General features: G+C 47.6%; 22 protein-coding genes. 9 read left to right on the top strand and 13 right to left on the bottom strand.

The window, feature by feature from the left end; translation table 11 throughout:
* Nucleotides 1-44 precede the first annotated feature (44 nt).
* Complete coding sequence (locus O3661_RS01895; RefSeq protein WP_371492114.1) at nucleotides 45-746, bottom strand: 5'-methylthioadenosine/adenosylhomocysteine nucleosidase; 702 nt, start codon at nucleotides 744-746, stop codon at nucleotides 45-47.
* Nucleotides 747-950: 204 nt separating this feature from the next.
* Between O3661_RS01895 and O3661_RS01890 the strand changes: the two genes are divergently transcribed.
* Nucleotides 951-2,081 (top strand): PilT/PilU family type 4a pilus ATPase, encoded by a 1,131-nt coding sequence (locus O3661_RS01890; protein WP_004520139.1) that lies wholly within the window; start codon nucleotides 951-953, stop codon nucleotides 2,079-2,081.
* 79 nt (nucleotides 2,082-2,160) lie between these two features.
* On the opposite strand, the gene O3661_RS01885 is transcribed toward O3661_RS01890, so the two are convergent.
* From O3661_RS01885 to O3661_RS01865, 5 genes are all read right to left on the bottom strand, one after another.
* Nucleotides 2,161-3,567, bottom strand: coding sequence for a dihydrolipoyl dehydrogenase (locus tag O3661_RS01885; protein WP_371492113.1), 1,407 nt, complete (start codon nucleotides 3,565-3,567; stop codon nucleotides 2,161-2,163).
* A 252-nt stretch (nucleotides 3,568-3,819) separates the two neighbouring features.
* A complete protein-coding gene (locus O3661_RS01880; protein ID WP_371492112.1) occupies nucleotides 3,820-4,557 on the bottom strand; it encodes a redoxin family protein in 738 nt (245 codons plus the stop codon).
* Between the two features lie 188 nt (nucleotides 4,558-4,745).
* On the bottom strand, nucleotides 4,746-5,531 hold the full coding sequence (locus O3661_RS01875) for a 1-acylglycerol-3-phosphate O-acyltransferase (RefSeq protein WP_371492111.1): 786 nt from the start codon (nucleotides 5,529-5,531) through the stop codon (nucleotides 4,746-4,748).
* A gap of 64 nt (nucleotides 5,532-5,595) precedes the next feature.
* On the bottom strand, nucleotides 5,596-6,423 hold the full coding sequence (gene mutM, locus O3661_RS01870; RefSeq protein ID WP_371492110.1) for a DNA-formamidopyrimidine glycosylase: 828 nt from the start codon (nucleotides 6,421-6,423) through the stop codon (nucleotides 5,596-5,598).
* Nucleotides 6,424-6,467: 44 nt separating this feature from the next.
* A complete protein-coding gene (locus O3661_RS01865) occupies nucleotides 6,468-7,127 on the bottom strand; it encodes a class I SAM-dependent methyltransferase (RefSeq protein ID WP_371492109.1) in 660 nt (219 codons plus the stop codon).
* A gap of 156 nt (nucleotides 7,128-7,283) precedes the next feature.
* Between O3661_RS01865 and O3661_RS01860 the strand changes: the two genes are divergently transcribed.
* Entirely contained in the window at nucleotides 7,284-9,392 is a 2,109-nt protein-coding gene (locus O3661_RS01860; protein ID WP_371492108.1) for a LysM peptidoglycan-binding domain-containing protein, read from the top strand.
* Between the two features lie 236 nt (nucleotides 9,393-9,628).
* Here the strand turns inward: O3661_RS01860 and O3661_RS01855 are convergent, their stop codons facing one another.
* The 6 genes from O3661_RS01855 to gatC all read right to left on the bottom strand — a co-directional run bounded on the left by O3661_RS01855 (nucleotide 9,629) and on the right by gatC (nucleotide 15,673).
* Nucleotides 9,629-10,633, bottom strand: a complete 1,005-nt coding sequence (locus O3661_RS01855) for an FAD-binding oxidoreductase (protein WP_371492107.1) — start codon at nucleotides 10,631-10,633, stop codon at nucleotides 9,629-9,631.
* A 79-nt stretch (nucleotides 10,634-10,712) separates the two neighbouring features.
* Entirely contained in the window at nucleotides 10,713-12,143 is a 1,431-nt protein-coding gene (gene gatB, locus O3661_RS01850) for an Asp-tRNA(Asn)/Glu-tRNA(Gln) amidotransferase subunit GatB (RefSeq protein ID WP_371492106.1), read from the bottom strand.
* 100 nt (nucleotides 12,144-12,243) lie between these two features.
* The gene (locus O3661_RS01845; RefSeq protein ID WP_128581776.1) at nucleotides 12,244-12,864 is read right to left on the bottom strand and encodes a trimeric intracellular cation channel family protein; all 621 of its coding nucleotides are present in this window, start codon (nucleotides 12,862-12,864) and stop codon (nucleotides 12,244-12,246) included.
* A 28-nt stretch (nucleotides 12,865-12,892) separates the two neighbouring features.
* On the bottom strand, nucleotides 12,893-13,768 hold the full coding sequence (locus tag O3661_RS01840; RefSeq protein WP_371492105.1) for a VirK/YbjX family protein: 876 nt from the start codon (nucleotides 13,766-13,768) through the stop codon (nucleotides 12,893-12,895).
* Nucleotides 13,769-13,783: 15 nt separating this feature from the next.
* Complete coding sequence (gene gatA / locus O3661_RS01835; RefSeq protein WP_371492104.1) at nucleotides 13,784-15,232, bottom strand: Asp-tRNA(Asn)/Glu-tRNA(Gln) amidotransferase subunit GatA; 1,449 nt, start codon at nucleotides 15,230-15,232, stop codon at nucleotides 13,784-13,786.
* 150 nt (nucleotides 15,233-15,382) lie between these two features.
* Nucleotides 15,383-15,673 carry an Asp-tRNA(Asn)/Glu-tRNA(Gln) amidotransferase subunit GatC gene (gene gatC / locus O3661_RS01830; protein ID WP_003685110.1) on the bottom strand — a complete coding sequence of 97 codons (291 nt, stop codon included), beginning with the start codon at nucleotides 15,671-15,673 and terminating at the stop codon, nucleotides 15,383-15,385.
* A gap of 224 nt (nucleotides 15,674-15,897) precedes the next feature.
* On the opposite strand from gatC, the gene O3661_RS01825 reads away from it, so the two are divergent.
* From O3661_RS01825 to O3661_RS01795, 7 genes are all read left to right on the top strand, one after another.
* Entirely contained in the window at nucleotides 15,898-16,935 is a 1,038-nt protein-coding gene (locus O3661_RS01825; RefSeq protein ID WP_039862245.1) for a rod shape-determining protein, read from the top strand.
* Nucleotides 16,936-16,946: 11 nt separating this feature from the next.
* A complete protein-coding gene (mreC, locus tag O3661_RS01820; protein WP_371492103.1) occupies nucleotides 16,947-17,789 on the top strand; it encodes a rod shape-determining protein MreC in 843 nt (280 codons plus the stop codon).
* 4 nt (nucleotides 17,790-17,793) lie between these two features.
* Nucleotides 17,794-18,294 (top strand): rod shape-determining protein MreD, encoded by a 501-nt coding sequence (mreD, locus tag O3661_RS01815; RefSeq protein WP_371492102.1) that lies wholly within the window; start codon nucleotides 17,794-17,796, stop codon nucleotides 18,292-18,294.
* Nucleotides 18,295-18,298: 4 nt separating this feature from the next.
* On the top strand, nucleotides 18,299-20,347 hold the full coding sequence (gene mrdA / locus O3661_RS01810; protein WP_371492101.1) for a penicillin-binding protein 2: 2,049 nt from the start codon (nucleotides 18,299-18,301) through the stop codon (nucleotides 20,345-20,347).
* Nucleotides 20,340-21,491 (top strand): rod shape-determining protein RodA, encoded by a 1,152-nt coding sequence (gene rodA, locus O3661_RS01805; protein WP_371492100.1) that lies wholly within the window; start codon nucleotides 20,340-20,342, stop codon nucleotides 21,489-21,491. Before mrdA ends, rodA begins: the two co-directional genes overlap by 8 nt.
* A gap of 1 nt (nucleotide 21,492) precedes the next feature.
* The gene (locus tag O3661_RS01800; RefSeq protein ID WP_063068826.1) at nucleotides 21,493-22,152 is read left to right on the top strand and encodes a MarC family protein; all 660 of its coding nucleotides are present in this window, start codon (nucleotides 21,493-21,495) and stop codon (nucleotides 22,150-22,152) included.
* 79 nt (nucleotides 22,153-22,231) lie between these two features.
* The gene (locus O3661_RS01795; protein WP_371492099.1) at nucleotides 22,232-23,575 is read left to right on the top strand and encodes an aldehyde dehydrogenase family protein; all 1,344 of its coding nucleotides are present in this window, start codon (nucleotides 22,232-22,234) and stop codon (nucleotides 23,573-23,575) included.
* 301 nt (nucleotides 23,576-23,876) lie between these two features.
* Here O3661_RS01795 and O3661_RS01790 read toward each other — a convergent pair whose 3' ends face one another.
* On the bottom strand, nucleotides 23,877-25,157 hold the full coding sequence (locus O3661_RS01790) for a malic enzyme-like NAD(P)-binding protein (RefSeq protein WP_004520118.1): 1,281 nt from the start codon (nucleotides 25,155-25,157) through the stop codon (nucleotides 23,877-23,879).
* Between the last annotated feature and the right edge of the window lie 144 nt (nucleotides 25,158-25,301).

Genomic DNA, 25,301 nt, shown 5'->3' with positions numbered 1-25,301 from the left:
AATCGTTCCGTATTCTAACGGAAATTCAACGCTTTTGCATGATTTTATAGCGATTTGACAATCTCGGTCACCATCTTCGCCGAGCTGACGGCCGCCGTTTTCAAAAACTCTTCAAAGCTGATGTCCGCTTTCTCATCTGCCGAATCGGAGACGGCGCGAATAATCACAAACGGCACTTCCAACTGGTGACAAGTCTGCGCAATCGCCGCGGCTTCCATTTCCACTGCTTTTACGTCAGGAAAATGGCTGCGGATTTCCGCGACACCTTCGCTGCTGTGTACAAAACGGTCGCCACTAACAATCAAGCCTTGAGTTACAGCCGCACCCTCAAACACTTGCGCCGCCTTTTCTGCTTGACGAATCAGGTTTTCATCCGATGCGAACACAGCAGGAAGTTGCGGCACTTGCCCCCAAACATAACCAAAAGCCGTTACGTCAACATCATGATGCGCCACAGTTTCGCCGATGACCACATCACCAACCTTCAGACCCTTGCCCAAACCACCTGCACTGCCGGTATTGATGACGCAATCTGGTGCAAACTGATGAATGACCCAAGAAGTCGAAACCGCCGCATTGACCTTACCGATACCGCTCAAAACCAATACCATGCGTTTTCTGGCCAATTCGCCTTCATATGCCGAGAATTTACCGAAGGACACATGCTTGACATTGGCCATACTTTCACGCAAAAGCTCGATTTCCTGTTCCATTGCGCCGACCACGGCAATTGTTTGTACTGACATCTCGTTACCTTTCCATTCACTAATCGAGCAACATTATAACAGCAGAATTTAAAATCACAGGGATACTGAAAAATCTGCTATATTCCCAACACGACACTCAATTTAAAACAGATTGCCGCTCTAGCGGGCAAAACAGCAAATAATGATTGCTTCTGTTATAATTATTCTCAATAAAATAACTCTATTTTAAATATCTAAATTCTTATGTTTGACGAAAATACTCCGGGCGCAAAAGAAGAATTGTTCGCTTGGCTACGCCATATGAACAAATACAAAGGCTCCGACCTTTTCATTACCACCAATTTCCCGCCTGCCATGAAAGTGGATGGCAAAATCACACGACTGAGCGATGAGCCGCTGAGTGCTGAAAAATGTATGGAAATCGCTTTTTCGATTATGTCTTCCAAACAAATCGAAGAATTTTCTTCCACCAACGAATGCAACTTCGCCATCAGCTTGCCCGATACCAGCCGCTTCCGTGTCAATGCAATGGTTCAACGCGGCGCAACTGCATTAGTGTTCCGCTCCATTACCAGCAATATCCCTAAATTTGAAACGCTCAATCTGCCCCCGATTCTAAAAGACATCGCCCTCAGAAAACGCGGTCTGGTTATTTTTGTCGGCGGTACAGGTTCGGGCAAGTCCACTTCCCTCGCCTCCCTTATCGACTATCGAAACGAAAACAGCTTCGACCATATTATTACCATCGAAGACCCGATTGAGTTTATTCACCAACACAAAAACTGCATCATTACCCAACGCGAAATCGGTGTAGATACCGAAAATTGGCCGATTGCATTGAAAAATACCCTGCGCCAAGCGCCAGATGTCATTCTGATTGGTGAAATCCGAGACCGCGAGACCATGGACTACGCCATTTCCTTCGCGGAAACCGGCCATTTGTGTATGGCGACACTGCACGCCAACAGTACCAACCAAGCGCTGGACCGCATCATCAACTTCTTCCCCGAAGAGCGCCGTAACCAGTTGCTAACCGATTTATCGCTCAACCTACAAGCCTTTATTTCGCAACGCCTGATTCCCCGTGAAGGCGGACGGGGACGCGTAGCGGCTGTCGAGGTTTTGCTCAATTCGCCCATTATTGCCGACTTGATTCGAAAAGGCGAAGTCCATAACATCAAAGAAATGATGAAAAAATCAACTGGCATGGGCATGATTACTTTTGACCAAGCCTTATATGATTTGTATGAAAACGGCGATATCAGCTATCAAGACGCTATTAAAAATGCCGACTCCGCCCACGATTTGCGCCTAGACATTCAATTACGAAGCCGTCGCGCACAAAATGCCGGCCCGGATTTAGAATTGATTTAAAAGTAAAAGCTTCAAAGTATAATAAAGGCCGTCTGAAACCTCACTACGAGTTTCAGACGGCCTTTATTCCATCAAATAATCAAGCCTGTTTCAATTTTGCATCAGCATCACGCAATGCAGTACGCAGACCTTCCTCGATAACCGGATGGTAGAACGGCATATCCAGCATTTGCGGAATCGTCATCTTCATTTGATGCGCCCAAGCCATCAAGTGTGCCAAATGTTCGGCAGCAGGGCCGACAACTTCCGCACCAATGAAACGGCCGGTCGCTTTCTCAGCATACAAACGCATGTGACCTTTGTTTACCAACATAACGCGGCTGCGGCCTTGGTTTCGGAAGGAAACTTCGCCGATTACAAACTCGTCAGGTTGATATTTCGCTGCAACTTGCGCGTATTTCAAACCGATAGTGGCAATTTGAGGACTGGTAAATACCACGCCGATTACGCTGCGGCGCAAACCGCCCTCAATATTCGGGAAAATAGCGGCATTGTGGCCGGCAATTTTGCCTTGGTCGGAAGCTTCGTGCAGCAGAGGCAATTGATTAGACGCATCGCCTGCAATGAAGATGTGCGGAATGCTGGTTTGCATGGTCAGCGGATCAGCAACAGGCACGCCACGCGCATCTTTCTCGATAGTCAGGTTTTCCAAACCGATATTGTCCACATTCGGACGGCGACCGGCGGCAGCTAAAACATATTCGGCATGGAATACACCTTTTTCGCCATCTTGTTCCCAATGAACTTCAACATTGCCTTCTGCGTCCAATTTGACTTCGGTTTTGGCATCCAAATGCAAAGTCAACTCTTCACCAAAAACAGTTTTGGCTTCTTCAGCGACAACAGGGTCGGAAATACCGCCAATCGCGCCTGCTACGCCAAAAATTTCAACTTTCACGCCCAAACGGTGCAAAGCCTGACCCAACTCTAAGCCGATTACGCCAGGGCCGAATACGGCCACACTCTTAGGCAGGGTATCCCAAGAGAAAACATCATCATTAACAATCAAGCGATCGCCCAAAACTTCCCACTGAGGGAAAATCACAGGGCGCGAACCGGTAGCAATCACAAAACTTTTTGCAGTGATTTGAGTGTGGTCATCGATTTGGACGGTGTGTTCGTCAACAAATTTTGCCGTACCCATAATGCGCTTGTCGGCAGGCCACTCTTCTACATCGCTGACTACAAAACCGACAAAACGGTCGCGTTCGGACTTCACGCGGTGCATGACTTCTTCGCCGTTTACCGTTACGCTGTCTTTATCCAAATGCACGCCAAACGGATCGGTATGCAGAGCATGATGGCGCGCTTCCGCAGCCGCAATCAGCAATTTGGACGGCATACAGCCGACACGCGCACAAGTTGTTCCGAATACATTGTTTTCAATCAGGTAAACATTGTCTGTATGAAGTCGGGCATTGCGAAATGCACCCATACCGGCTGTACCGCCACCCAGTACTACCACATCTGCTTGAAGTTTTTTCATATTTTATCCTTACTGTCTATATCCAAACCGATATTGCCATCAGGTTATCCGTTTTCAGACGGCCTAAACTTCATAAACTATCAAAATTTAAAAATCAATAGCCAATATCTAAATATCGATTTAAAACAATAATCTCAAATTCTACTTGTAAATATAGAGTTATTCAGAACGCCGATTTGCAAACGTCGTCTGAATAACTCTATATTTGGTCTTTCAGACGGCCTTTTCAAGCCGTCTCAAGCATACAGGCAATTAGTTTTTAGCCAAGTAAGCTTCCAAGTCTTCGCTGCCGCCGATATATTTGCCGCCGATGAATACTTGAGGAGCAGTCATCTTGCCGGTAATAGCGCGTACGGAAGTAACAGTTGCATCTTTGCCCAATACGATTTCTTCATAAGACAAGCCTTTGTCTTGCAGCGTTTTTTTAGCTTTAGCACAGAACTGGCAGCCAGGTTTAGTGAAGATGGCAACAGACTCTTGAGCTTTCCAGTCAGGAGCAATGTATTTCAACATAGTGTCAGCGTCAGACACTTTGAAAGGATCGCCTGGTTCTTCGGGTTCGATAAACATTTTTTCAATCACGCCGTCGTTAACCAGCATGGAGTAACGCCAAGAGCGTTTGCCGAAGCCCAAGTCTTCTTTGCCAACCAACATGCCCATGCCTTCAGTGAATTCAGCGTTACCATCAGGAATCATGTAGATGTTGTCAGCTTCTTCTTCAGCAGCCCAAGCGTTCATTACGAAAGTGTCGTTTACAGATACGCAGTAGATTGCGTCAACACCGTTTTCTTTGAACGCGCCAAACAATTCGTTGTAGCGTGGCAGGTGAGAAGAAGAGCAAGTTGGAGTAAATGCGCCAGGCAGAGAGAACACGACTACTTTTTTGCCTTTGAACAAATCATCAGTAGAAACATCTTTCCAAGTGTCACCAACGCGAGTGCGGAATACTACGGAAGGTACTTTTTGACCGGTACGATCTTGCAAAGCCATTTTTAAGCTCCTTAAAAATTCGGGGTTGAGAAATGAATCAATGCTTGCATTTTAATGCAGGCCTATCGATTTGTATAATTTATAGTTCAAATAATATTAATTACATCAAACTATCAATTCAATTAAATCGAAAACAGCTGTTCTTCTAAATGAAGGCCATCTGAAATAAAACAAGTACCTGACTGAAATTATTTTTTAGGTAAGGGCTGAACAGGCGAATCCGAAGCCACAATTTCGCCGATGGCTGTTTCTGCAATATCCTTCAAAGCATAGCGGTCTTTATCCGGCATGTCTGTCGGTTTGTATTGAGGCGAGAAATCCAAACGGATACGGATTTTCTTCATAGAAACAATACGCCACAAAGACTGAAACAGGTTTACCTCCGCATAGGATGGCAAATCCGTCCGTTGTCCTTCGTCATCATAATAACGTAAGGTTACCGCCTGAATCGGCGCTTTCGCATCAATAGCCGATTGAAACAGGGCTGCTTTAAACGGCAAAATACCCAAGCCGGAAGAAGTGCGCGCTTCAGGGAAGAAGCTGACATTCTGCCCTGCTTTCAATGCCGCACAAATCGCCTGATTAATCGGCTCGATATCTCGGCGGGAATTGCGGTTGATAAACACCGTGCCGGCATTTTTACCCATTTTTCCCAAAACCGGCCAACCGCTGATTTCCTGCTTGGCAATAAAACTGCTCGGATAAACGGCGCTCATGGCAAAAATATCCAACCAAGACACATGGTTGGCCACTACCAATGTACCGCTCACATTTCCTTGAGGCGGTACCCCGATTTCCAATTCAATATCCAAAGCATCCAATGCGCCTTTTCCCAAAACAACCACCGCATGATTGCGTTCCTCTGCATTATTGCCATCGATGGCACGCAAATTCCGACCGGTTCGGAACAACCAAGCCGCCAAACGGCAAAGCCTGCCCAGTCGTTTAAAAAAAGGAGCTTTTTGTTTAGACATAAAATTTCTTCTGTATGGTATTCATTATTTTCAGACGGCCTCTGACATTTAAGGCCGTCTGAAACTATTTCTGGCAATTTGGACAATAAAATGTTCCACGCTGCCCCAAAGTTTCTTTAAAAATCAACCCGCCACACTGAACGCAAGGCTCGTTATGACGGCCATAGACCGTATATTCCTGCTGGAAATAGCCGCTTTTTCCATCGCTATTAACGAAGTCTCGCAGCGTACTGCCGCCGGTTTCAATTGCCCTCAGCAGAACCGCTTTAATGGTTTTCACCAATAATGCGCATTCTTTCTTGCTCAGCTTATTCGCCGGACGCAATGGCGAAATACCCGCCTTAAACAGACTTTCATTCGCATAAATATTGCCAACACCAACCACCACCGCATTATCCATCAGCGCTAATTTGACTGCACGCTTTTGGGTTTTCAATTTCTGATACAGGTAATTTGCATCAAAATCGTCCGAGAGCGGCTCCGGCCCCAGTTTTTCCAACAGCGGATGATGCTCGGCAATACCCTCATACCACAATACCGCACCAAATTTACGCGGATCGTGATAACGCAATACGGTGCCGTCATCAAATACAAAATCTAAATGATCATGCTTATCCGGCGTGGCGATGCGCTCATCATCGGCGGTAAAAATCCGCAAACTTCCGGACATACCCAAATGAATAAGTAAAATACCCGTTTCAAAAGTAATAATCAAATACTTCGCACGTCGGTTGCATGCCAAAACTTTGCGGCCGGCCAAAATTTGCGCTAAGTTTGGATGAATAGGCCATCTCAATTTAAACTGGCGAATAATGACTTTTTCTATCTTTTTGCCATCAATATGCGGCGCGATTCCGCGTAAAGTCGTTTCTACCTCAGGTAATTCAGGCATCGTTCTTCTCCAAATTCATCATTAATATACAGGCCGTCTGAAAACTATTCGGCCAAACGTGCCGTACTTAAAGCAACCGTATTGCCATCAAATGCAGATTCCAATTCAGGCAAAGGATGGACACCAATCAAATGTTTCGTTAACACCATCCCATAAACCGCTGCACACTGCGGCCACCACCTATCCCCTGCCTTTTCCATAAACCGCCAAAACTTCAAAGCAGAAGGCGAATTCACAGCAGGCAGATAATCCATAAACTGCCCATATTCTATTTCAAAACCAATATCCGCAATTTTTCGTTTCAACTCAGCCAGAGCCAAGCATTGAGATTTTAAAGGCAGCTTTTCCCCATCAAACCACGAGCTCAATCCCCACAAAGATTTAGGGTTGAACCCCGTCAAAATCAACCTGCCTTCAGGTTTTAATATCCTAAACGCCTCTTGCAACACCAAATCTGCAGATGAAATTTCCAAAAGATGAGGCATCAATAACACATCCACGGAATGCGTTTCAAATGCCAACATTTCAGCATCCATCCGCACATCGCGCGGCACCACAATCATATTTTCAGACGGCCTCTGCCATACAGCGCCTAATTGAACCGCCACTTGGCCATTCAAATGTTGCAAATGCCGTCTGAAAAAATCCGCCTCTTTTTGAGCAAGATATTGTCCCATTGGCGTTTGCATAAAAAAAGTTTCCATTAAATGCTCCCCTATGCATCCCGACTTGTGTGACAGAATTTTAACACCACGGCCACATCACACAAGCAAATTCCCTGCTCGACTTGACGTTTAAATGCTGAAACGATACTATCAAAAAGACGAAATTTTATTATATATTTGATAACTTTATTTACTATGGCAAAACTAAAAACCATCGCTCTGACCGTTTCAAGCCTGTCGGCGGTTTCCGCCACAGCCTACGCACAAAACGCTACACCCAACCAAGTCGGCATGGCCATGATGCGCCTCAACTCCGCCCTGCTCGACCAAGCCAAAGCACAAACCTTCGGCTCCGGCAGCTTATGGGCATCGTTGCGTAAAGACTTCCGCATCAACGAAGTCAACACAGAACTGGTTCGCCGCCACGAAAACAAATTTGCTGCAAACAGCGCATATTTCGACCGCACCATTTCCCGCAGCAAACCTTATATGTACCATATTGCCAATGAAGTTAAAAAACGCAATATGCCCGCCGAAATCGCTTTGCTGCCTTTCATTGAAAGCGCATTCGTAACCAAAGCCAAATCACACGTCGGTGCATCCGGCCTGTGGCAATTTATGCCGGCTACCGGCCGCCACTTCGGCTTGGAAAAAACGCCTTTGTATGACGGCCGCCACGATATTTACGCCGCTACCGATGCCGCATTGAACTACCTGCAATACCTGCACGGTATGTTCGGCGACTGGTCTTTGGCGCTTGCCGCTTACAACTGGGGCGAAGGTAATGTCGGACGTGCTGTCAACCGCGCCCGCGCGCAAGGTTTGGAACCGACATACGAAAATCTGCGTATGCCGAACGAAACACGTAATTACGTTCCCAAACTTTTGGCCGTCCGCAATATCGTTGCCAATCCGCAAACCTTCGGCATGAATATCAGCGAAATCAGCAACCAGCCGTATTTCAAATCTATCAGCATCGACAAACCTATTGATAACAGCACAATCGCTCGCTTTGCAAACATCAGCGAAAGCGAATTGTTGGCACTCAACCCGGGTTTCAATGCGCCTGTATTCATCCCTAAAAACAACCGTCGTCTGTTGTTGCCGGTTGCTGCGGTTTCCACATTTGAAAAGAACTACCGCAATGCTAACCCGGATACTCTGATGTCTTGGGATATTTATACTTCTTTGGGCAACAAAAAACTGAATGCCATTGCCAACGATACCGGCATGAGCGTAGCCGAACTCAAACGCCTCAACGGCCTGAGCGGTAACGCCGTTTCTGAAGGCCGCAGCATTTTGGTGGCTAAAAATTCAGCAAGCCAAAGCCAGGACATCATTAATTTTATCGATAAAGACAATACACCGGATACTTACCAATCCAATATGCCGGCCATGTCTCCGATTATTGCTTCCAACGCAGTAGAACCGGTTAAAGTCGCTCAAAATACCGTGACCAATATTGTTGCACCTGTTGTTCCACAATCCAGCAAACCGGTTGACTTTATTGCACGCAGCAAAGCTGAAAACGTTACTTCAGTAGCGGTAACAGAAACTAAAGCCCAACCTCAAGTTGCAAATGCGGAAGTGGCCGCCCCAGTTACAGCCATGACCCATGCGACTACTGAGACCGTTACTAAAAATGTTGCAGAAGCGCCCAAATCAGCCATCCCTGCAGACTTGACCGCTCCAACTGTTGCCGCAAACGATGTAGCCCCTACTCCAGCAGTTGAATCTGTTGCCGCTGCGCCGGCGCAAGAAGAGCATGACGACCTGATGGCATTGGTACAAAACCGACCGACAGAGGAATCTTCAGCGACTGTTGCCGAGGCCACACCGGAGAACAAACAAGTCCAAACTGTTGTTACCGCCGAAAGTGCACGCACGGCACGCATCGCAGCCAATATGGCTAAACAACAACACCGTATCAATGCACGCCTTGCCCGTGTAAGCGGTCAGCAAAACACACAAACTGTAGCACTTGAAGCAGGTACCCACCGTGTGGCAGATGGCGATACATTGTTTAACATCTCCAAACGCTATAACCTGAGCGTAGCCGATTTGATTATTGCCAACAACATCAAAGGCAACAATATCAAAAAAGGCCAAATCCTCCGTGTTACAGCCGCTCCGGCAAAAGTCCGCAGCAACCCGGTTCAAAACGTTTCCTACACTGTACGCAAAGGCGATACCCTGAACACCATCGCCAGCCGTTTCAATGTTGATATTAACGATATCCGCCGTTGGAACCGCAATACCCGTACTGTATCTCCCGGTCAACGTTTGAAACTGATTGGTAGCTAATATTAGCTTTAAAACAAAGGCCGTCTGAAAGATTCAGACGGCCTTTTTCTTGATGATAAATAATCAAGTTAATGTTTAATAACAAATAGAATAGCCTTCTCTTTAAGATAAAAATATTTTTTGAAAATTACTGTATAAAAAAGAGTGTGTAAAAACACACTCTTTCTCAAACGGATTATCATTAGACTCTACTTTTAATACCTGTATTTAAACATATAAATTCTGTATAAACATCATTATGCCGGTGAAAAAGCATCACAGAAAAAGGCATCTTCCGGTAAAGCGCATTTTTGAGTCAGTAAACCATGTGCACTTTCAGTCATCTCTGGTGATCCGCAAGCATAAACCTCATATTGGCTCAAATCAGGATAATTTTGTGCAGCAACATCTTGCACATAGCCATTCTCCCCTTTCCACTCGGAATCAGGCTTAGAAAGAACCGGCGAAAATTTCGCATTTTTCAGACGGCCTATTACTACTTCTGCTTCTTCCAATGCATACAGATCCGCCTGTTGACGTGCTCCCCAGTAAAAATGAACCTGACGCTCGCTATTCTGACGAATCAAATCAAGCAAAATACTGCGAATAGGGGCATAACCTGTACCCGTTGCCAACAAAATCATCGGTTTATTGCTGTCTTGTTGCAAAGTGAATGCACCCAATGGCCCTTTGACACGGACAATGCCTTTTTCTTTGATTTTAGGCTCTGCACCAAAAATCATTTCTGAGCATACGCCGTTTTCACGGTTGCGGATATGCAATTCCAAAATGCCTTCTTGATCAGGCGAATTGGCGATTGAATAGCTGCGGCTGATATTACCGGGAAGCAGCAAATCAATATATTGTCCGGCATAAAATGCAAATGGCGGCGCTTTAGGCAAAGCCAGTTTGAGCAAAGCAACATCGTGTTTGATTTCAATGTTTTCAATACGTGCCGGCAATGTGCGTACCGGCAAAGCATTTTGATTAAAACCCGGCACATTAATTTTTAGGTCACTCTTCGCAGTGGTACAGCACAATAATACTTTACCCTGCGCTTTTTCTTCTTCACTGATGGCTTTATCAATATGCTTGCCCATTTCAAATTCGCCACTCATCAACTCGGCCTTACACTGCCCGCAAGCACCGCTTTTGCAAGAATGAGGCAAATTTAAATTCTGACGGGTTGCGGCAGCAAGAACAGTTTCGTCCTCATTCGCCGTAAATGTAGTTTGATCTGGTAAGGTAATGGTATGTGTCATGGTATTTAGAATAAATTTATTATCAAAAACAAAGGCCGTCTGAAAATGAAACCTGTTTTCAGACGGCCTGTCCTATCTATCAAGCCAATTTGGCTTTAATCAACTCTTGAACCTGAGCCGGATTGGCCTTGCCTTTACTTGCTTTCATCACTTGGCCGACAATCGCATTTAAGGCTTTTTCATTACCGGAACGGAATTGCTCAATGGCTTTCGCATTGTTTGCCAACACTTCATCCACCATCGCTTCAATTGCGCCAGTGTCGGTAATTTGTTGCAAGCCATGTTTTTCGATGATTTCGGCAATACCTGCTTCAGGCTCGACCCACATTGCTTCAAAAGCTTTTTTCGCCAATTTGCTGCTTAATGTTCCATCTGCAACTTTAGCAACCAACTCGGCAAGGCGTGGAGCTGTAATCGGGCTTTCAGCCAATTCCAAACCTTCTTTGTTCAAGATAGCGGCAAGCTCGCCGTTCATCCAGTTCGCCGTCAATTTACCTTGGCCGCAGGCTTTGGCCGCTTCTTCAAAATAGGCAGCTTGGGCGCGGCTGGCAGTCAACAGACGCGCATCATAGTCAGACACGCCGTAATCGGCAACAAAACGCGCCGCCATTTCATGCGGCAATTCAGGCATTTGCTCTTTAGCTTTCTGCAATTGGCCGTCTGAAATAATGACCGGCAGCAAATCCGGATCTGGGAAATAGCGGTAATCGTGCGCATCTTCTTTCAAACGCATCACACGGGTTTCGCCTTTTTCAGGGTCAAACAACATGGTTGCCTGCTGTACTTTACCGCCGTCTTCCAAAATTTCGATTTGCGCTTCCACTTCATAATTGATGGCTTGCTCCAAGAAGCGGAAAGAGTTGAGGTTTTTAATTTCACGACGTGTACCGAACTCGGCCTGGCCTTTTGGACGTACAGAAACGTTGGCATCAACACGGAACGAACCTTCCGCCATATTACCGTCACAAATATCCAGCCAAGTTACCAAACCGTGCAACGCTTTAGCGTATGCCACGGCTTCGGCTGCGGAACGCATTTCAGGCTCGGAGACAACTTCCAACAAAGGCGTACCGGCACGGTTCAAGTCAATACCGGTGGCACCGTTTAAACCCTCGTGCACGGATTTACCCGCATCTTCTTCCATGTGCGCACGGGTAACATTGATGGTTTTAACCTCATCGCCCACTACGATTTCCAGTTTGCCGTGTTCAACAATCGGCAAATCCAACTGGCTGATTTGATAGCCTTTTGGCAAATCAGGATAAAAATAGTTTTTACGGTCGAATACGTTTTTCTGATTGATTTTCGCATCCAAAGCCAAACCGAGTTTGATGGCTTTTTCGACGACTTCGCGATTCATTACCGGCAATACGCCCGGCAACGCACACTCAACCACGCTGGCGTGGGCATTAGGCTCGGCACCAAATGCAGTGGATGCGCCGCTGAAGATTTTGGATTGGGTGTTGAGTTGGACGTGGATTTCCAGTCCGATTACGGTTTCCCAAGTCATAAGGGTCTTTCTGTCGAAAAAAAGTTAATCGATTAAATGAGTGATTCGTTTTTCAGACGGCCTGAATAAAAAACCATAACAGGCCGTCTGTAAGATAAGTTTATTTCCTGCGGCGTTGGAAACCGGGCAATTGCCAATGGAAACGGTATGCAGTCAGGCGAAACAACAATCCGCCGGCAAAGAGCAGGTTTAACGTAAAGATATTAATCCAGCCCAAATGCCCGAACAGATAAATCAGTCCGCCAATCAAAATAGCCACGCTGCCGTAAAGGTCGGTGCGCAAAATCATCGGCACATCATTGACCAAAATATCGCGTGCAATACCCCCGCCAACGGCAGTCACGAAAGCCAAAGAAATAACGCCAAACAGATTGAGCTGCAAAGCCATACCGATTTGTGCACCGGTAATACTGAACGCTGCCAAACCGATGGCATCAGCAATGATAAAAGCAGCGGCCAAATAGGTGCTGCGATAACGTTGCACCCTTATCAACCATGCGATGGCAAGCGTAGCAAACACAACAATCAACGCATCGGTTTGCAAAAACACTTGCGGAATCCGGCCGACCAAACCATCGCGTATCATGCCGCCGCCGACAGCCGTCAGTAACGCAGTAATGACGACACCGAGTACATCCAATCGCTTGTTGTAGCCGACCAAATAGCCGGAAATGGCAAACGCGGCTGTCCCAATGATTTGAATGAAGTCGGTTGTATTCATATATATGTTTTATTCATCAGATGATAGTTTATTTTATAGGCGCTAAAGCATTTCTTATTTGCTCTTCTATTTCATCTAACATCTGATAACGCTTACGATACATAGACCGTTTTTTGCTTTCAATTTCCTCAAAATTTTTACGTACCGGCTCTTTTGGAAGATGCCATAATCCATCAATACCTTTTTGAGCACCATGCTCCTGCCAAAATTGGTCATAGTTCATTTTGACACGTTTCTTCAAGCGCCAACGTAGCTTAACTTGCCTATCTTGTGTGATACCAATCACACCTTCCAGCTTTAATGTAATAGCAAAATATTGCAATGCATGTACCATCAATTGCTGAGGACGCAATCCATGTAACTTCTTAGTTAAACCCCGTACGGTATCTTTTGCTTCTTCTCCTGCTGGTCCCTGAAGGGAGGCTGCAAGCAGCATATTATTTACAAAGGCGAATGTTGTCATATACAGACGTCTTCCATTGCTTTCTCGTAAAGAAAGAGACCACATTCCTTCATCAACGCAATTGTCATTTCGGCTAAGCCAAATCTCAAGGCCGTCTGAAGGTTTTGCCAAAACAATATGAAAGGAACGGGTTTTCATACCCATTACTCTTTCTTTTCCAAACAGCTTTTCTGCAGCCTCAAAATCTGACTGCATAATTTTTAACCTATCTTGACCACTAAATTTCTTATCAACAAACTCATGTATCAAAGGATAAGCATCTTGGGGCATTTGACTAAAAAAACCTTGGCATATTTCTGAAGCATTTACAAACTGCTCAAATGCCTTAATTTCTTTACGATACCACAATGTCCGTAATGTAAATTTTAAATGTTGCGTTTTAAATTTTGGCGCATTCTGATAAACAGTTTTAAATCCTGGAAAAGAAAACTTTTCAGGCATATAGGCTCCCTACCCTTATTCCGGCGCTTTAGTGTGCCAATCGCTATTCAGTTGAACTTGATGTGCGGCACCCAAAATTTTGGCTTCGGAGAAATAGTTGCCGACAAATTGAACACCAATCGGCAGACCGTTTGCGCTGAAACCGGCAGGCAGAGTCAGTGCAGGCAAACCGGCAAGGTTTACGGCGATGGTGTAAATATCGGACAAGTACATTTGCACAGGATCGTGGATGTCGCTGCCAAGTTTTGGCGCGGCAGTCGGCGCAGTCGGCGCCAAAATGAAATCACATTGACCAAAGGCCGTCTGAAAATCATTGGCAACCAGACGACGCAGTTTTTGCGCTTTCAGATAATAAGCATCGTAGTAACCATGACTCAATACATAAGTACCGATCATGATACGGCGTTTGACCTCGCTACCGAAACCTTCGGCACGGGTGTTGCTGTACATTTCTTCCAAATCGCCGAATTGCGCTGCACGATGACCATAACGTACGCCGTCGAAGCGGGATAAGTTGGTACTTGCTTCCGCAGAGGCGAGAACGTAATAAGCGGGAATCGACAATGATGTTTGCGGCAGGGAAACTTCAACAGTCTCCGCGCCTTGAGCTTTGAGCAAATCAATAACGCTTTGCAAGGCCGTCTGAACATCGGCATCCGCGCCTTCTCCGAAATATTCTTTAGGCAAACCGATTTTCAAACCTTTGAGCGGCTTGTCCAAATCACGGGTGTAATCTTCTTTGTCGCGTTCCAAACTGGTGGAATCACGCTCGTCAAAGCTGGCCATGGCGTTCAACAAAATCGCGCAGTCTTCGGCCGTTTGCGCCATAGGGCCGGCTTGGTCGAAGCTGGAAGCATAGGCAACCATACCGAAGCGTGAAACCGTACCGTAAGTCGGCTTAATGCCGGTAATGCCGCAATGCGATGCAGGCTGACGGATAGAACCGCCGGTATCCGAACCCAAGGCAGCCGGTGCCAAACGCGCCGCAATTACAGCAGCCGAACCGCCTGATGAACCGCCGGGAACATGTTCAAGATTCCACGGGTTTTTGGTTGCGCCGTAGAATGAAGTCTCATTGGTCGAACCCATGGCAAATTCGTCCATATTGGTACGGCCAAGAGTAACCATGCCGGCATCCAACAAGTTTTGCACCACAGTAGCAGTATAAGGAGAAACAAAGTTATCCAACATTTTGGAGCTGCATGCACTGCGCCAACCTGTTTGGCAGAAAATATCTTTGTAAGCAACCGGCACACCGGTCAAAGCCGTTGCATTGCCGGCTGCGATACGCGCATCGGCTGCTTTAGCTTCAGCAAGGGTCTTATCTTGATCGATGGTAACGTAGCCGTTGATGGCAGGGTTTTTCGCAGCAATAGCGGCCAAATATTCGGTCGCCAATTCGACTGCGGAAATTTGTTTGGATTGCAGCAGGCTGCTGGCTTGTTTGAGCGTGTAAGCGGTCATTGTGCCGTACTTTCTATAAAACAGTTTTTGCTTTCAAAACAGATATTGAAAACATCCGTTTAAATCAATAAATCAGGCCGTCTGAACAGAATATCCTTTCAGACGGCCTTGCAATAGGAGTTTGCCGATAAGCAAAGGCCGTCTGAAACCTTATTCTTCAATCACTTGAGGAACGATATACAGGCGGTTGCGTACTTCTGGGGCAACAGCCTGATATTCGGCAGCGTGATCGGTTTCAGTCACTTTATCTTCGCGCAGGCGTAAAGCGGCTTCGTGCGGATGCGCCATGGGTTCGATGCCGTCGGTATTGACGCTTTGCATGTTTTCAACCATGGCGAAAATGTCGTTCAACTCGGCAAGCGTTTTGTTTTTTTCTTCGTCCGTTAAAGTGAGGCGCGAGAGTTTTGCGATTTTTTCCACATCATTTAAGCTTAAAGCCATAAAAAATCCTTGTCTGATAGCAATGCCTCTTAGGTTTGGAGTATCATTGCATTTCGTCTTCTATGAAGCGAAGAATTATAACCGAAAACCAAACAGGTTGGCATGGTGTTTTGATTCAGACGGCCTTCTAAAGGCGCATTTATTCGTCTAAAACCGTGTACCTGTTTTTCTTATTTTAAATAATGCTAAACACATCCGGGCTGGGCCGGAATTTCAGGAATCCTATGTTTCGTCTTTTATCTCGTTTCCTCTCCAATGATATTGCCATCGACTTGGGCACGGCTAACACGCTGATTTTCGTACGCGGCAAAGGGATTGTTTTGGATGAGCCGTCCATGGTTGCGATTCAATCCGGCGCAGGCAATAAAAGTAAAATTATGGCGGTGGGCACGGAAGCCAAAAAAATGCAGGGCCGTGCGCCGCGCAATATTGAAATCGTCCGCCCGATGAGGGACGGTGTAATTGCTGATTTTGTGATTACCGAGCGTATGCTGGGTATGTTGATTAAAAAAGCCACCGAAGGACGGTCTTTGGTTCCGCCTCGTGTGGTTATCTGTGTTCCGGGCGGCTCTACCCAAGTGGAACGTAAAGCAATTTTGGATTCGGCGTTTGCTGCCGGCGCGGCAAGCGTGCATTTGATTGAAGAACCGATGGCAGCCGCTTTGGGCGCAGGCTTGCCGATTGAAGATGCGGCAGGTTCGATGATTGTCGATATTGGCGGCGGTACGACCGAAATCGGTATTCTTTCACTGGGCGGCATGGCCTATTCTGCTTCCGTCCGCGCAGCCGGCGATGAATTTGATAAAAGCATCATCCATTACCTGCGCCGCCATCGCGGTGTCTTGATTGGCGAAGCTACCGCAGAAGAATTGAAGAAACAAATCGGCTCTGCATCGGGCTTTGAAACCGAAACAGCCATGCGTATTAAAGGCCGCGATCTGGCCGAAGGTACGCCTAAATCCTTGGCGGTTACGTCAAATGAAATCCGTGAAGCATTGAGTGAAACGGTAAATCAAATCATCCGCGCCGTTCGTCTGGCTTTGGAACAGGCTCCGCCTGAATTAGCCGGCGACATTGCCGACCGCGGTATTATGCTGACAGGCGGTGGCGCACTTCTGCACGGTATCGATACCGTCTTGGCCGATGCAACCGGTCTGCCTGTCGGCATCGCCGACCAGCCTCTGAACTGCGTCGCCTATGGTGCCGGTAAGGCTTTGGACTATATCGGCAAATGGGATACCGTGTTTACGGAAAACCCATAAGGTAGATGGTTATGGAACGCTCTTCTTTGCGCTTTGACGAGGCAAAAGGCCCTAAGCTGTTGCCTCGTTTTGTCGTTTATGTCGCCCTGGCTGCCGGCCTGATGGTAGCCGATTATCACTTTTCATTGATGCAGCCTGTGCGTGCGGCAGTAATGCCCATGCTCTATCCTGCTCAATGGCTGGCCAATCAACCCGTTCAACTTTATCAATATTTTGCCGACCTCTCCCAGTCCAAATCCGAGCTTTTGGAACAAAACCGCCGGCTTTTGGAAGAAAATGGCCGTCTGAAAATCGATTTGCAGCGGGATAAAGTCAATACCGATGAATTGCGCGAATTGAAAAAACTGTACGGTTTGCAACAAAAAGGCATTCACAACGTTATCGGCGCGGAAGTCATTTCCAATGGCAAAGATCCGCTTTCCGAAAGACTGATTATCGGCAAAGGCAGTCAAGACGGCTTGAAAGTTGGTGATGCGGTCATCGATCAAAGCGGTTTGATCGGCCTGTTGACACAAGTCCACACACAAAGCGCGGAAATTGAACTGATCTCAAGCGGACAAAACATTGTCCCCGTAGCCGTCAGCCGCACCGGTGAACGCAATTTGGCATACGGTAATGGCAGCAGTTTGGATTTACGCTATTTTCCAACCGGTTCAGACTTGAAACCCGGCGATGTTCTGCTGACTTCTGGCTTGGATGGTACTTATCCGGCGGGGATTCCCGTTGCAACCGTCAGCAAGGTTGTCCGTGCATCGGGAACGCCTTATTACGATACACAACTGACGCCTTTGGCCGCTTTACGCAGCAGCCGTTTTGTCTTGGTACTTTCTTCCGCCCCTTCTTCACCACGCTGATTTCATGAACGATTTTGACGATTCTTACCGTGCAGTACCGCTGCACATCATGGCGGCCAGTCTCATTGTGATGATGATACTGGACTTTATGCCGTTTTCCTTTGACGGATTCTTTTGGCTGCCTGAAATGACGGCACTGATGCTGCTGTATTGGACATTGCACCAACCGCAACGCGCAGGCATGGGACTGGCTTTTGCCATCGGCCTGATTGTCGATGCTGCAACCGCTGCGACTTTGGGCTTGCACGCCCTGTCTTACGTTGTGATGACTTATTTCATCTTAAACCGCCGCCGCCAAATCATGCTTTACGGCCACATTATGCAATTGGCCGCTGTCTTGGCTGCACTGCTTCTCAATCAGGCCGTCTTAACTGTTGCCCGTTTGTTCCTTAATCATCAGGTCATCACTTTGCAAGGCTTTGTTGCCCCATTTGTCGGCGCACTGCTTTGGCCGATACTCAGCCAGCTGATGCTGGTCGTGACCCGTATTTACCGCGCACACTGAAAAGATGAAACCGACTCTTCCACGCCGTCTTTCCGGTGGTCAACATACCAAAAAACCTTCCGCTCAGGCAGCACAAGCCGATGCTTTGTTGCGCCTGCTCGTTGCCTTTATCCTGATTGTCATCTTCTTTTCCATCTTACTGGCGCGGTTCTTCTACCTGCAAGTGACTCAACACAACGAGTTTTCCGGTCAAGCGTCAAGCAACCGTATCACCCTGATTCCAACGCCGCCCGTACGTGGCGAAATCATCGATATCAACGGCGTTCCTTTGGCCAAAAACTATCCTGTCTTTTCACTCGAAGTTATTCCCAGCCGCATTGAAGGCAAGATGGAAGATGTCATTGAAGCATTGAAAAAATACGTCGATATCACGCCGACAGATTTAAAACGCTTCAAAAAATACCGCGAAAGCTATAGAAAATTTGAAAATATCCCACTCAAACTCAGACTGACCGATGAAGAGGCTGCACGCTTGTCTGTGCATCTGCGCGAATTCAAAGGCGTAGAAGTCAACTCACGCACATTCCGCGAATATCCTTACGGCAAACTGACTTCCCATTTCTTAGGCTACATCGGCCGTATTAGCGATAAAGACAAAGAAATGCTGGAAGAAGAAGGCCTGACCGCCCTCTATCGCGGCAGTACGCATATCGGTAAATCCGGCTTGGAAAAATATTACGAACACCAGCTTCATGGCGTTCCAGGCTATCAGGAAGTCGAAAAAGACGCTTACGGCAACATTGTCCGCGTATTGAAAAATGTCCCGTCCAAAATGGGGCAAACCTTGCGCCTAGGCATGGATATCCGTATGCAGCAGGAAGCCGACCGCATTTTAGGCGACCGCCGTGGCGCATTGGTGGCCATCAATCCGCAAGACGGTACTGTTTTGGCTTTTGTTTCCAAACCTTCCTTCGATCCCAACCTCTTTATTGACGGCATCGACAGCGACACTTGGAAAATGCTGAATGACGATTGGAAAAAGCCTTTGATCAACCGCGTTACCCAAGGCCTTTATCCGCCGGGTTCTACATTCAAACCCTTTATGGGCATGGCTTTGTTGGAAAGCGGCAAAATCACTCAAAACACCATTGTCCCCGCTCCCGGCGCATGGAGCATACCCGGCAGCCGCCATATTTTCCGCGACTCTGTCCGCAGCGGCCACGGCTCGGCCAACTTGAGCAAAGCCATTCAAGTATCTTCAGATACCTTCTTCTACCGCTTGGGTTACGAAATGGGTATCGATAAAGCCTCTCCGTATCTGGCTCAATTCGGTTTCGGCCAAAAAACCGGCATTGACCTGCCCAGCGAATACACAGGCGTTTTGCCTAGCCGCGAATGGAAAGCCAAACGTTTTGCCAAATCTTCCGATCCTACCGCGAAAGAATGGCGCGCCGGCGAAATGGTTTCCGTCAGTATCGGCCAAGGCTACAACGCCTACACACCTTTGCAAATGGCACATGCGACAGCATCTCTGGCCAATAACGGTGTCGTCCATCAGCCGCATTTGGTCAAAGAAATATTGGATTTCGGCGCGCGCAAAATTACCCGTATCAACCCCAATCCTGAGCGTCAAATTCCGTTCAAAGCCGACAACTTCGAATACGTCAAACGCGCAATGGAAAAGGTATTGAAACCGGGTGGTACGGCGCACCGTATCGGTGGCGGACTCTCCTATACGATGGGCGGTAAAACCGGTACGGCCCAAGTCGTACAAATCAAACAGGGCGGCCGCTACAATGCCGCAGCCCTGCGCGAACAACACCGCGACCACGCATGGTTTATCTCGTTTGCGCCATTGGAAAAACCTGAAATTGCCATTGCCGTTATTTTGGAAAACGGCGGTTGGGGTGCGTATGCCGCGCCATTGGCCCGTGAAATGACTGATTTTTATATGCTTCACGTCAAGCCGCAACAGTTTTCAGACGGCCTTGAATCAGATTCAGCCAAAACTGAAACAACGGACAAGCATCAGCCTATTACCAGCATTTTCCAATCCGCCTACGGACTGACTCCGACAAGCCCTGCCTCACAGCAGGAGGTTCATCATGAATAACACATCAGTGTGGAAAAATTTCAAATCCACCATTGCGGCCCCGATTGACCCTTGGCTGTTTTTTGCCATGCTCACCATCTACATCATGAGCCTGTTTTTGCTCTATTCCGCAGATGGGCAAGAGTTCGGCCAATTGGAAAACAAAACCATCCATACCGTTTTGGGCTTTGCCCTGTTATGGATTATCGCCGTATTCAAGCCGCAAACGGCTGCCAAAGTTGCCCTGCCTGTTTACATTGTCGGCGTATTACTGTTGATTGGCGTCGAAGTCGCCGGCGTTACCGTCAACGGCTCGACCCGTTGGCTGAGCCTCGGCTTTACCCGTATCCAACCTTCCGAAATCATGAAAATCGGTATTCCCATGACTGTCGCGTGGTATTTCCAACGCTATGAAGGCCGTCTGAAATGGATACATTATATTGTCGCCCTTGTGCTGATTCTTGTTCCTGTCGCCCTGATTTTGAAACAGCCCGACCTCGGTACGGCCGCGCTGATTATGGCTTCGGGTATTTTTGTCATCTTTTTTGCCGGATTGCCTTGGAAGGCTATTTTTGCTGCTATTATTGCCTTTGTGGCCGCTTTGCCGCTCTTGTGGAATTACGGCATGCACGACTATCAGAAAACCCGCGTCCTCACCCTGCTCGACCCAACCAAAGACCCGTTGGGCGCAGGCTACCACATCATCCAATCCATGATTGCCATTGGCTCGGGCGGCGTATGGGGTAAGGGCTGGCTCAACGGCACGCAAACCCATTTGGACTATATTCCCGAATCAACGACTGACTTTATTTTCGCAGTATTCGGCGAAGAATTCGGCCTGATCGGCAATATCCTTTTACTGCTGGTTTACCTCATCATTCTGGCACGCGGATTGTGGATTGCCGCGCAAGCTCAATCCCTTTACAGCCGTACTCTGGCAGGCGCGTTGACCATGACCTTTTTCTGCTATGCCTTTGTAAACATGGGCATGGTCAGCGGTATTTTGCCCGTTGTCGGCGTCCCCCTCCCCTTGGTCAGCTACGGCGGTACGGCTACGCTTTCCATCATGGTGGTGCTCGCCCTGTTGATGGGTATTGCCAACGAACACAAAAACCTCCGCCGTCGTAATATGGATAATGATGAACTAACTGAAAGCGAGAAATGATATGGAACTGGGTGTAGAAATCGGCAAGCTGCTTGTAGCATTTCTCGTGCTGATTAATCCTTTCAGCGCGCTCTCGATTTATCTTGACCTGACGCAAGACCACAGCACCAAAGAAAAACGCAGAATTGCGCGTACTGCCGCACTAGCCGTTTTCATCGTGATTGTCGTCTTTGCGCTGGGCGGCGGTATCTTGTTGAAAGTACTCGGTATCAGCGTGGGCTCTTTCCAAGTCGGCGGCGGTATTCTGGTTTTGCTGATTGCCATATCCTTAATGAACGGCAACGATAATCCTGCCAAACCCCAAATTGATCCCCATTCAGAAGAACATCAAAGTGCGCAACAAGTCCGCCGCAATGAAAAAGCCATTGCCGTCGTACCCATTGCCATTCCGATTACCATCGGCCCCGGCGGTATCTCTACCGTCATCATTTACTCCTCTGCCGCCAAAAATTACAGCGATATTGCCCTAATTATCATCTCCGGCTTTCTGGTCAGCCTGATTTGCTATCTCATCCTGATCGTTGCCGGACGCATCAGCAAACGCTTGGGCACGACCGGCCTGACCATCCTCAACCGCATTATGGGCATGATGCTTGCCGCCATTTCCGTAGAGATTATTGTTGCCGGCTTAAAATCTATTTTTCCCCAACTGGTCGCTTGAAGTACAATCATCACAATAAAAGGCCGTCTGAAACATTTTCAGACGGCCTCATAAAAACATAAAAACAAAGGAGCCAACCATGTTTCACAGCACCCATGTCTTTACCGGTGAAACCATTTGCCGCCGACCAGCACAAAGCTACACTGAATTTACCGACGAATTAAACCGCCTCCAAACCCTTCAGCAAACCTTCGCACAATCAAGCATTATCGAGCGCACCACCCTCTTACAGCAATTTGCCGACAGCCTCACCCAAAACCAGGAACGCCTTGCCGAAATGGTTTGCGAAGAAGTCGGCCGTTGCCTGCACGAATGCCGTGCCGAAATCAGCAAATCCATCGAGCTTATCCGCTACTACGTCCGCCTTGCCCCTGAACTACTTGCCCATAAAACCATCGCCACCCAAGCCAGCCTCAGCCAAGTCCGCTTCGAGCCTTTGGGCGTTGTTTTGGCAGTCATGCCGTGGAACTATCCTGTTTGGCAGATTTTACGATTTGCCATCCCTGCCCTGTGCGCCGGCAATGCCTGCGCGGTCAAACCTGCGCCCAGTGTCGCTCGCGTCAGCGAAACCCTATTCAGTCTTGTCCCCAAAGGTTTACCACTTATCGGCGCATGGTTAAGTCATGAAGACACGCTTAAAGCTATTGAAGATACCGATGCCATGGCATTTACCGGTTCAACCCATACCGGCCGCCTGCTGGCCGCACATGCAGGCAGACATCTGAAAAAAACCGTCCTTGAACTGGGCGGCAGCAATCCGTTTATCATCCTGCCCGACGCCGATCTGCAACGCGCAGCCATCGATGCCTGCTATTCGCGCTTTCGCGATGCCGGACAATCCTGCAATGCCGCCAAACGCATCATTGTTACCCAAGATATTGCCGAACAGTTTATCCCGCTCTTCCTTGCCGAGTGCGCCAAACTGCAAACCGGCAATCCAAAAGATCCGAACACCACCCTTGCCCCGCTTCACCGCCAAGACCTGCGTCAAACCGTACACGAGCAGGTTCAAGATGCGGTTGCACATGGCGCGCAATGTTTGAGTGGCGGCTATATCCCTGATGGAGAAAGCTGGTTTTACCCTGCCACGGTATTGGATCAAGTCAACCCAAACTGCCGCGTTTGGCACGAAGAAGTCTTTAGCCCAGTTGCCATGATCTTACGCGCCGACAATCCGGATCATGCCGTCGCACTTGCCAACGACACACCTTTCGGCCTCGGTGCCTGTATCTACACAGCCGACACGGCAAATGCATGGAAATACGCCGAAAAAATCCAAGCAGGCTCTGTCTTTATCAACCGCCACACCAGCAGCGACCTGCGCCTTCCCTTTGGCGGAGTCAAAGCTTCAGGCTATGGACGCGAGCTATCAGAATTCGGGCTGTACGAGTTCGTCAACGTCAAAACCTATTGGCAAAAATGAACCGTTTCATTAACTTAGGGCCGTCTGAAAACCAGTTTTCAGACGGCCTGATGTTGTTTAAAAAGCTGGCAAAAATATTGTATTTAATCCCATACAAATTCTGCAAAATCAAAATACTTCAAAAATAAGAAACCTATCTTAGAAAGCAATCCATATGCCCACGTCTCCGTTGAATCAGCAGCTTATCGTGTTTTTCATTCCAATTACTGCATTAAGCTATTTCTAAAATACCCAATAAACAAAAATACCGTCTGAAATACAACTTTCAGACGGCATTTTCAATCAAATACTACTTACCGGATTACAATTTCAAACCGGCCAGTTTAGCAGCATACGCATCCAAATCAGCGATTGGACGGGTAGCCACGCCGCTTTCCATTGCTGCTTTAGCAGTAGCTGTAGCAACGCGAGGCAACAGGCGGGAATCGAATGGGGTAGGAATCAGGTATTCCGCACCGAATTCAAATTTCTTACCGTAAGCGGCAACCACTTCTTCAGTTACCTCTTCCATCGCCAAATCAGCCAAAGCATACACGCAGGCGCGTTTCATTTCTTCGTTGATGGTGGTCGCGCCGACATCCAATGCACCACGGAAGATGAATGGGAAGCACAATACGTTGTTTACTTGGTTCGGGAAGTCTGAGCGGCCGGTACCGATGACCACATCCGGACGGGTTTCTTTTGCCAATGGAGGCAGAATTTCCGGATTTGGGTTTGCCATAGCGAACACGATTGGTTTTTCGTTCATGGTGTTCAGCATTTCAGGCGTCAGCAGATTTGCGCCGGACAGACCCAAGAAGATGTCTTTACCTTTAACGGCATCGGCCAATACGCGTTGTCCGTTATCTTCAATGGCGTAGAACTGTTTGGACTCGTCCATACGGTCTTTGTCTTCGCGGGTTTTGTAAATCACGCCTTTGGAGTCGCAAACGGTCACGTTTTCGCGTTTCAAACCCAAATCCAACAATTGGTTCAAGCAGGCAATCGCTGCGGCACCTGCGCCGGAGCACACCAAAGTTGCTTCTTCGATTTTGCGGCCGGTATAACGCAAAGCGTTCAGTACAGCGGCAGCAGTAATGATGGCGGTACCGTGTTGGTCGTCGTGGAATACAGGGATTTTGCAACGTTTGCGCAATTCGCGTTCGATGTAGAAGCACTCAGGCGCTTTGATGTCTTCGAGGTTGATACCGCCGAAAGTCGGTTCCAAAGAAGCAATGATGTCTACCAATTTTTGAGGGTCTTTTTCATCGATTTCGATGTCGAATACATCAACACCGGCGAATTTTTTGAACAATACGCCTTTGCCTTCCATTACAGGTTTACCGGCCAATGCACCGATGTTGCCCAAACCCAACACTGCTGTACCGTTGGAAATCACGGCAACCAAATTGCCTTTGGCAGTGTATTTGTAGGCAGTTTGCGGATCGGCATGGATTTCCATACAAGGAGCGGCTACGCCCGGAGAGTACGCCAACGCCAAATCTTTAGACGTGGCCAGAGATTTGGTTGGGGTAACGGAGATTTTGCCCGGCACGGGGAATTCGTGGAACTGCAGGGCGGCTTCTTTTAATGAATTTTCCATTTATCGATCCTGTTTGCGAGAGAGATTTTACAGCGAACAAGTCTGAAACAGGCTGCTTCAGACGTTTAAAATTTCTAAAGTCGGGTTGTTAACAGACCGGCTTTGTAAGGGACCGTAATTTTATCATGTTCTTTTGGTGGCGCA

Source organism: Neisseria sp. 20925_1_37 (assembly GCF_041433255.1).
GTDB lineage: Bacteria > Pseudomonadota > Gammaproteobacteria > Burkholderiales > Neisseriaceae > Neisseria > Neisseria flavescens_D.
Note: the sequence above shows the minus strand (reverse complement) of the source record. Positions and strands in the feature narration are given on the sequence as shown.